Origin of the sequence: Desulfomicrobium apsheronum, from assembly GCF_900114115.1 — a bacterium.
Taxonomy (GTDB): domain Bacteria; phylum Desulfobacterota; class Desulfovibrionia; order Desulfovibrionales; family Desulfomicrobiaceae; genus Desulfomicrobium; species Desulfomicrobium apsheronum.
This window is the reverse complement of record NZ_FORX01000034.1, coordinates 1-9626: the sequence shown is the minus strand read 5'-3', so window position 1 is coordinate 9626 and position 9626 is coordinate 1. Positions and strand designations below refer to the sequence as shown.

Sequence of the window (9626 nt, the reverse complement as noted above, 5' to 3'; positions counted from 1 at the left end):
CATTACATGACCATCGACACCGCCAGCCCGAATCCAAACTTGCCCCCCTGTCCTGTGACCATGTTCCCCATAGGGCGCTTCATGATCCCTGTTCCAAAGGATATGAAACTGGGGGCAGGCATTCACAATATCAATAAAATAACAATCGAGGAAATTGCGTGGGAAAAAGGTCGGGATCGTGAAGAGTACCTGAAGGAAGTTTGGACGACTGTGAGAGATCGGGAGCATAAGACCTACCTTGGAAGAGGCAAAGTTGGGCCTGCTACTCAAGGTGGCTGGGCCGAAGAGGACGTCAGCCACCTCTTTGGATATCCGGCAATGCTCCTTTGTTACAACGGCAATATGGCGGACCATAATATTGATGTGCACATAGGTTTGCCCGAAGCCATTCTGCGTCTGACGGAAAGCCGTTCATATGATATTGGCAAAGCATGCCTCAACATGGAAGGTCGAATCCTGAACTTGTTCAAACACTACCGCTTCGGCAACAAGAACGTGGCTCCGGACAGCTTTTTTTCGGCCGGGGGCAGGGTGGAAGGGCTGAAGACCTGGTATGAGCAGGCGAGCCTTGGGGCCAAACGGCACGCCAGCGAATCCCGGCCCAAGATTTATCTGCGCTTTGACACTCTTCCCCCTGTAACTTCCGAACCCCCCAAAAGCATCTACGTCATTTCGGGCGTGGTCAGGAAATACGCGATGAAACTGCATGTGCTGCGTTCACAAAAACGAGTGCTGGCCGGAATGGAAGGGCTGGAAGAAGTGTACGTCGGCGGCAACAAGGATGACGACGAACTCAGGCTGACCGCTTTTTGGAGATTTCAGGGCGTCCCAAAAGATCCGGAAAAACCCGATATAGAGATTCAAATGACCTGTCCGGAGAGCGCCAAAGAAGACGCCCTGCGCATGTGGGACGCTGTCATGACCAAGTTCACCACAGTGAGGGAATACTACGGCAGAAGACCATGAACCGGACAGAATTCAGGATGAACCAGTGGAGCAGAACCGAATGGATTTCGGTTCTGCTGCGCGCCCCTGTTGCTCGCATGACATCCACAAATATAATATCTGGCGACACTACAAAAAATAGCGAAAGTGCCTGAGTGTCATTTCCGCGTAGGCGGAATATGTTGGCAATGGCGCGAAATCAATTCTTTTCAAATAGATAGAAAAGCGTGAATTCGTATTTTTTCAAATTGATGAATAATTTTGTAGTGTCGTCACGTATGAATGCACTGTAAAAAGAGTGACGATAGAGTCTGAGTGTCATTCCCGCGCAGGCGGGAATCCATTCCTTTGAGATAAATAAAAAGTCATGAGCGCCATTCTTCAAAATTGTGACGACTTTTTGCAGAGCATCCATGCATGTATTCGATTATAATTTAGCATGTAATGCCGTAGTATATAATCATGAATTATTTGAATGATTCTGCAAGTATTGCATGGCCTGCTGATTTTTAACGATTAATCCCACCAGTAAGTTTGTCAGACTTCCTTCTGCAAAGTGGAGTTGGTGGAGCCGTCCGCCAGCGAAGAGAAGTAACTGGAAATTTTCGCCTCGTGAATCTTGAGTGCAGCCTGCATTTCCTTCACTTCAATGGTGCCGTTGCCACTGGTGTCGATGTTGCTGAAGGCTGATGCGGATACGGACGCCTCTGCCCTGGACAGAACGCCGTCCTTGTTTGCATCCATGCTTGCCACATACTGTCGGGCCGCTTTTCCCGAGGCTGACGTGTCCTCGCTTGTTGAGGATTCACCCAGAATATTGCTCAAAAGATCAAGGGAGTTGGCCCCGCTTTTCTTTGAAGTGTAATAGGAAAAGACGTCCTGCCCACGCCCTGACATGGCGGCAGATATTTCCTCCAGGGTGACGTTACCATCCTTGGACGCGTCGAGCCGCGCAAAAGCTTCGGCAGACAGGTTCACTTCGTCCTTTGTGATGACCCCGTCCCGGTTCGCATCCCCGTCACGAAAGGATTTCCGCGCTCCGAGCTTGGCGAACAACTCGTTCTGGGATGTCTCGCCATTGTTGGATAGTTGTGACGAAGCCTCTAAGTATTGCTTGGAACTGACACGCATGACGCACCTCCTGAGAGGTATTGAGCAAAATGTACGCCAGGGAAGAATATGAAGCGGGGGGATCTGGAAATTTGATTTTCTGCTGAGAATTACCGCTTATTAATCAGACCAGAACACTCCAAAATAAGACAAGGGATTTCAGTTTCACGCTGAAATCCCTTTATTACTTTGTGGGCTTTGCCTCATCGGCCAGAACCCGGCCATTCTGGATGAAGCCATCCGGCAAGGGGTGCTTTTTTGTTTACGTACGCATGATCCGACCGTGACCTTATAAGTATGTATGACAAAAGAAGTAGTTGCCGTTGGCGCAACTTTTCTTGTAGCGGATGTGCGAAAAGAAATTGCATGCTTTGATGACTGTGAAGGTCAATGCTGAAAATGTCCTGTTATGTCCGTCTGTGAAGATGAGAAGTTAAATGATGGACAGGAAAGTGTTCGAGCAGTGCTAAGCAAAATCCAAAGTGAGGCTTTCTCGCTTTGGGGAGAGGGCAAAACAGTGGGGATCGTGGCAAAGGTGTTCAGCTAACATGAAAATCTGCCCGAAGTGCCGTTATCTGGACCATGAGGAGAATGGCCCCAACTATGAGTGTCCGAAATGCGGGGTCATTTATTCGCGCGCATTCGAAGCCATCAATGAAGAGAAGATCAGGCAAAACGAAAAGCATTTCTCGCGCACCTGGGCCAAGGCAGGGTCCAGCACACAGAAAAAGATCGGCACATTCTGGGTCTGGGCAGCCGTCTTCATAACCCTCATCGCCTTTCAGGCAATCAGGAATATCAAGAGTACCGGGGTTAACCATCCCGTCGCACCCGTCCCGGCCGCCAAGACTCCCGCCCCACCGGCCAGGGAGAACTTCCAGACCAAATACGAAATGCGAACTCAAGAAAAGGGCACATGCAGCTTCAAGCTCATCTCAAATGATGCCCCGAACACTATTTTCATCCTCAATAACCGCACAACCGGACAAAAAGCAGTTCTTCTCTATGTCAAACGCGGTGATGAAATCGAAGTTCATGTGCCGCCAGGAGAATATGGATATCAAATGATTCAAGGAGAAGTCTGGCTTGGTGAAAAAGAGCATTTTGGCCTGGGAACTGTTTATTATGATGGGGATCGAGCATTTTTATTTGAACAGAACGAGCGTGGAACATCAAGACATATTGTCAGGCTTAATACGTTGGATGGAAATATGAAGCCTGTCAGAACTGCGCGGATTGATCTGAACTAATGGCCAGTCAGTTTAACATAAGCATGTTATTTTATAGGTCTTGTAAAATTGCTGGGCAGTTGTTGGTGTTATTTTCTTGTAGCGGATGAAATAAAATTGCATTCTTGCGTGAATTTGAAATTCAATGCTGTGAGTTTCCTTCTATGTACATTCTGTGAAGAAGAGAAAATTAATAACGGACAGGAAAATATTCGAGAAGTGTTAAAAAAAACAAATTGAAGTTTAACGATCATATTTTCATGTAATTAATAAATGAATTGGAGTAAAAATGCCAGAAGATGACCCAAGAGAAGAATTAGAGGAAATTATTGAATTATATTATGCTCACAAGATGCCAAAAAGTGCATATAAATTTGCGAGCGATGCTCTAGAAACGGCAGAGTCAATTTTAGAAACAATAGAAGATATGCAAGCAAACGGTCATGATGGGCCAACTTTAAATCAAGAAGAGGCATTGGAAAACATATACATTGCTGCGTGCAACTGGCTTAAAAGAAATCCATAAAAGCGGGGAGCGAGGCTTGGTCTTGAATATTATCAAATGATCCCCGCCTCATGACTATTCCAGTTCACTCCAAAGCAAGACAAGGAATTTCATTTATACGCTGTACTCTTTTGCTTTTATTGGTTTTGCTTTTGGTTTGTCATTCAAAAGTCGGTCATTCCGGATGAAACCATCCGACAATGGGTGACTTTTTATTTACATACGCATGGCCTGAACGTGATCTTATAAGTATATATAACAAAAGAAGTAGTTGCTGTCTGTGTAACTTTTCTTGTAGCGGATGTGCGAAAATAAATTGAATGCTTGTATGAATGCGAAAGTCAATGCTGGTACGGTACTGTTATGTCCGTTTTGTGGATATGAGAGATTTAATACCTGGCAGAAAAATGTTAGAGCAGTTTAAAAAAAGTCAACGCGAGATTTGCCCCTTTTTGTACATGCTCCGCTATCTGAGTCTAGTGAAGCCAGCCGGAACGTCCCACGCCAATCAGGAATCGAAGGCTACTCTGGCAAGATTCAGGACTCAACTCGAAAGCTGTGAACGAATCTGTTCCACACCGTACCCATAGTGGGCACAGGAATTATCGACGTATGATAAGTTTAGAGAATGTTCATAATGTTTCAGATCCAGACGCGATACATGTTGTATTTGTTCACGGACTTGGAGGAGATACTAAATCAACTTGGATGCATAACCCAAATGATTGTACAACGCTTTGGCCGAAATGGATCGGAGAGAGCGCCGGCTGTCATGTCTGGATCACTGGTTATTGTTCTGCAATATCAGGCTGGACTGATTCAGCGATGCATCTAGTTGAACAAGGCGAAGCATTCATTGCGGCTCTTCAAGCTGAACCGAACTTGCAGGGACGAAAGTTGGTATTAGTGGGGCACAGCCTTGGCGGGCTCATCATCAAATCTGGCATGACACAAGCTCAGACGCTTGGAGATCCACGACTATTGACTGTACTTGACGTCATTGCAGGTGTTGTATTCATTGCCACTCCGCATCAGGGAGCAAATCTAGCAACTATAGCTAACTGGCTACGTCTCCCCTTGAGAACAAACCATCAGGTCACGAATATGGTCAGTGATGACCCTTGGCTCAAAGTCCTGAATGGACAGTTTCAAGCCCTACATGCACAACGTAGATTTGGTGTACGTGTATTCCATGAGACTAAAGGCTTCTTCATTGGGAAACGAATACTTGGTTTTGCAATCGGCCCTCGAATACTGATTGTTGATCGAAACAGCAGTGATCCAAATATTGCGGGTGTCGTGCCGACCGGGATTGATGCCGACCATATCCAGATCTCCAAACCTAGGTCACGCCAAGAACTTGTCCACAAATCGCTAGTCGAATTCCTCAAAAATGTGGGCACCCCCACAGCGCCTCCCACCGCTGATAGCCGAACATTTGCAAAGTTTGTAAAGCCAGAAGAACTGTCAAGTCGGTTGCGAAATGCGTCAGTTCAATTGTTAAACTGGCCGAGCACGTTGCCTGATGGCACTTGGCTTCAACGTTCAGAACTGGACGTGCTAAACGCAAATCTATCTGAAGAACCGAAGAGTACCAACTTTTTGCTAGGCGACCCAGGAAGTGGAAAGTCCTCAATATTGGTGAGGCTTGCTCGTGAGAAGCAGGATGCAGGCTGGGAGGTGCTTGCCATCAAAGCCGACCGCCTTCCATCTAACTTACTTGATCGAGAGTCACTTGCCAGACATCTTAATCTCGGAACGGATACTGGCGAAGTTTTACGAACGCTTGCCAAAAGCAATTCGGTTCTCTTGGTCATTGACCAAGTCGATGCGTTGGCTGACCTCGTTGTTCAACAATCAGCGCGGTTGCGTGTTTTGCTCGACCTTGTCCAGGACCTTGCTGATGCACAAGGTGTACACACCGTCATTTCTTGCCGGACGTTTGAACAAAAACATGACCCCGCTCTGCGGAACCTACATGCTACCATTCTGACGTTGGAATTGCCCGAGTGGCCAACAGTGCTTCGTGTTCTTGAGGCAAGAGGCCTCCAAGCAGGGGGATGGAACCAAGACATTCAGCAGGTTCTAAGGTCGCCGCATGCACTGGACATCTTCCTGTCGCTGCTAGAGGGCGCGACTGAACTGGAGGCCCTGAGAAGTTTTCAGGGGTTGCTGGAAAAACAGTGGGAGACACATGTACTAAGTGATACCAGCGGAAGACGCAGAGCGACGTTACGGCACCTAGCAAAGTTGATGGCCGACCGTGAGGTGCTTGGCCTGCCTTTGGCTATAGTTGAGGACAACTATCCAGAGATTCAGGCACTGGTTGCGACTGGATTGCTACGCTTAGATCAAGGGCCTAGGCGGGTCGAATTTCGACATCAGACGCTTTATGAATTCGTACGAGCACGTAGTTTTCTTGAAGAAAGTGGCAGCCTCACTGAAACGGTTCGTGCACAGCAGGCTAGTCTGCGAATTCGCCCCCAGTTGTGGCACGCACTTGGATACTTCCGAGACGCAAGTCCCGAGGAATACAACACAGAAATTCGTAAGCTGTGGGCGGCTGAACTTCGCCCTCACCTCAAAATGTTGTTGATCGAGTTCCTGGGTTTGCAAGCCAAACCACTGCCTGCCGAGCGTCAACTGATAGAACAGGCAATGATGGACCAGTGGTTTCTGCCTCGGTTTATTGGGGCCTCCGTCGGAAGCCCTGGATGGTTTACATTCTTTACTCAGTCGCACCTACACCGACTTATGACCTTGCCTGAAGAGCAACCTCGAGTTGTGCTGCCCTTGCTTAAACGGGCATTGCATTTCAATCCCGACGCGGTCATCGACCTCGTGCAAAGGCACTGGCTACCAGACGAAGCACGGGACAGCTTGAGTTGGCAGGTCCTTGGCTGCGGCGACGTTGCGCCGAGTACGGGCCGGTGGATGGATAGTCTCATCTTGATTGCCAGCCGGACATCGGTTCCCGACTGGTCCATAAGGCATCTGACGGGCGTTGTGTGCGCAGCCCTGCCTAATGAAGCCCCAAAGTTAGTCGCGACTTGGCTCAAGCGCCAAATTGATCGTGCGAAAGCTTCTTCGAGCACCCCGTCCGACGCAGTTCCAAGCGTTGCCTCCAAAGTTTCCGACAATATTCAATCAATACTTGAGGTGCGCCATTTTTACGATCTTGAGGCAATCGCTGAGGCTGCACCCAAACTTTTCGTTCTATCCATATGGCCACTCCTGCTTGAAGGCTTGGATCTCTGTGCTTCAGATCCGCCTGCGGTAGTGACCGGTTATCGCCGAAGCAGAGGCCTGCTTTTTCAAGACTTGGATGATGAGGAAATTCGCTCCGAGAAGCCCATATTTCGTGCTATTCAACTGGGGATACAAGGATGGGCGGAATCTGACCTAGCAGGCTATCTTGAATTTCTGGCCGTCAATGCGCAATCCGACCTGTTATTTGTACACAGACTGCTTGCCATGGGCCTTATACGAATTGTTAGCCATTCTCCGCAAAGTGTGTTGGACTACTTACTCGAAGATCCAAGGCGACTTGTACTCGGGCCATACAACAATATGCACAAGGAAAGTATCTCGCTGATTGAGTCCGTGAGTCCCTATCTCGACAAACAAAGCCTTGATCATTTGGAAGCCACACTACGCGATTGGCGCTTTTACAATGACACAGTCCAACGAGATGACGCTGAAATTCGGCTTCAAAGATTGAAATTGGATCGTCAACATCGATTGCGACTGCTTCGTGCATTGCCGGAAGAGCGGCGCAGTTCAAACTTGCAAAAATTCATCGTAGAAGAGGAACGTGCGTTTCCTGATCTTTCAGACAGGGATATAGGCTTCACAGGGGTACAGATGATTGGAAGTCCTATGAGCGCGGAACAAATGGCTCGTAGTACTGACTCAGATATTCTCAACCTGTTCAATGAATTGACAGACGAGACGGCATGGGAGCATCCAAAACATAGTATGAGCGGGGGGGCAATTCAGGCTGGTCGAGAACTGGCTGCTTTAGCAAAACTTGATCTGGCCAAGACGATTCGAATCGTGAAAGGGCTTGATCCGACACGCAACGAGATTCCCGTTACGAGCGCATTACAAGAGCTGGTTCCAGCCGGCCTTGCAATCCCCAACTTTTATTCCTTGGTGGCCGAGTTGGAGGACAAAGGTTTTGTTGGGATAAAATTCCGAAATGACGCCGCTTATGCAATCGCAAATGTAGCCCAAAAGGGATCACCTGTTCCTACCGAGTTGATCGACCGAATGGAACGCTGGCTAATAACCTGTGTCGCAGAGACTTCCATCGAAGCCAACATTGATGACACGGATCAGGACACCTCAATTTTGTGGGGGCGTGGGTTGATGCAAGCACTGCCAAAAGGAAACTACCCTACGCTCAATGCGCTATCGGCGTTATGCTTGACTTCAGAACCGCCTCGGACAGATCGCTGGCTTGATATTCTCGAAAGACATGCCGTGCAAATCGAATCATCAAGAGTGTGGGAGGCGATGCTCCAACACGACTTGGAGTATCTACGGCTTGCCAACCGTTCGCGGGCCGAGTTTTTTCTCGACAAGCTAGTTGCGAACATGCCTTCCATTGTGATGGGTAAGGCATGGGTCCGCTTCGTTGCCCGGACCTACCACTGGGCCTCGAACACTGCTGTAAAACGATGGCTAATGTACACGGTCGACAACAATAAAACGGGCCTTCAAGGGGCGGGAGAATTGGCCTGTCTCAGGCACGCTTATTTCCCTGCGGAGAACTGGTCGCGCAACCTTCTTCAGCGACTACTAGATACGGATTCCTCCGAGGTCGCTCAGGGTATCGCACATAGTGTGGCCAATTTATGGCACGAACCGATGACAAGGCCAGTAGTTCATCATCTTTTACTCCAACTACTTTCTTCTCGTGACGAGAAGGTTCTAGCTGCATTATCCAATATCTTCCTCAAGGATGGATTTGCTTCTGACGAGGAAACGCGCGAATTTTTAGATACCATTGTTGCATACCCCAATGTCCTAGAGAATGACCGTGCAGAACACCTAGCTGAATCTTTGGTCAACATGGTGGCAACGGAACCAAAACGAGTTTGTCAAGTGGCTCACACTTTACTCGATATTGCAGGAAAAAAGATGAGTAACATCGCAACATCTTGGTATCTTAGCACCGAAAGCCTGTTAGACATCGCGCTACAGCTTCAAGACATGGATGCGTCCGAGAAGACAGCAGGATCGGCACTCTTTGAGCGTATGTTGGAATTCAATATGCCACAAGCCAGAGAAATGACGTTTGATTTGGATAAACGGACAACGGCGACAGTACCCCCCCGAGCACCCGTACGGCGCAAGTCGCGAAGAAGATAATGTCCGGGGAAGGAGACAAGCCTACTTTTGACCTTTCTGCCACCAAGACCGCAGGAAGCAACCGCAAAAAGGTTAGCAGCAAATTTCTGCTGACGGAAATTCGTCTTTGTCCGAGCTCTGTAAGCGCTCACAGGTCCGCATCTATCCATAAATTTTTCATGTGAGATAATGGGCCTCCAATTCAAGGAGGTCTTCATGAAAACTCAGTTTGCACAGAATCGCGCGGCTCGCTGGATGGCGCATGTCCAGCAATGGCGGGAGAGTGGCCTCGGTAAGACCCGATACTGCCGCGAAAATGGTTTGGCTTTGAGCACGTTCCGATACTGGATAACAAAGTCCCGACCATCTTCTGGCGGCGAATCCGCCGCAATTCCCGCTCTTGTGGCGCTGCCGTTTACGTTCGCCTCGAAAGCCCCGTCTATTGGCCTCATGGTCTCCAATCGTTACGCTATGGATATTCC

At 48.5% G+C, this 9626-nt stretch carries 6 protein-coding genes; 5 read left to right on the top strand and 1 reads right to left on the bottom strand.

The features are described 5' to 3' along the window. Positions 1-966 (top strand): T6SS immunity protein Tli4 family protein (locus BMZ40_RS18830; RefSeq protein WP_218143800.1); only part of this gene is annotated, 966 nt, incomplete at its 5' end. A gap of 516 nt (positions 967-1482) precedes the next feature. On the opposite strand, the gene BMZ40_RS18820 is transcribed toward BMZ40_RS18830, so the two are convergent. Next, on the bottom strand, positions 1483-2076 hold the full coding sequence (locus BMZ40_RS18820; protein WP_092379618.1) for an EF-hand domain-containing protein: 594 nt from the start codon (positions 2074-2076) through the stop codon (positions 1483-1485). Positions 2077-2603: 527 nt separating this feature from the next. On the opposite strand from BMZ40_RS18820, the gene BMZ40_RS18815 reads away from it, so the two are divergent. The 4 genes from BMZ40_RS18815 to tnpA form a co-directional block, all read left to right on the top strand. Next, positions 2604-3305, top strand: coding sequence for a hypothetical protein (locus BMZ40_RS18815; RefSeq protein WP_092379614.1), 702 nt, complete (start codon positions 2604-2606; stop codon positions 3303-3305). A gap of 268 nt (positions 3306-3573) precedes the next feature. Next, positions 3574-3810, top strand: a complete 237-nt coding sequence (locus tag BMZ40_RS18810; protein WP_092379611.1) for a hypothetical protein — start codon at positions 3574-3576, stop codon at positions 3808-3810. A 591-nt stretch (positions 3811-4401) separates the two neighbouring features. Continuing rightward, the gene (locus BMZ40_RS18805) at positions 4402-9165 is read left to right on the top strand and encodes an alpha/beta fold hydrolase (protein WP_092379608.1); all 4764 of its coding nucleotides are present in this window, start codon (positions 4402-4404) and stop codon (positions 9163-9165) included. 195 nt (positions 9166-9360) lie between these two features. Beyond that, positions 9361-9626: IS66 family insertion sequence element accessory protein TnpA (tnpA, locus tag BMZ40_RS18800; RefSeq protein WP_425429375.1), on the top strand; the 266-nt coding region annotated here is incomplete at its 3' end.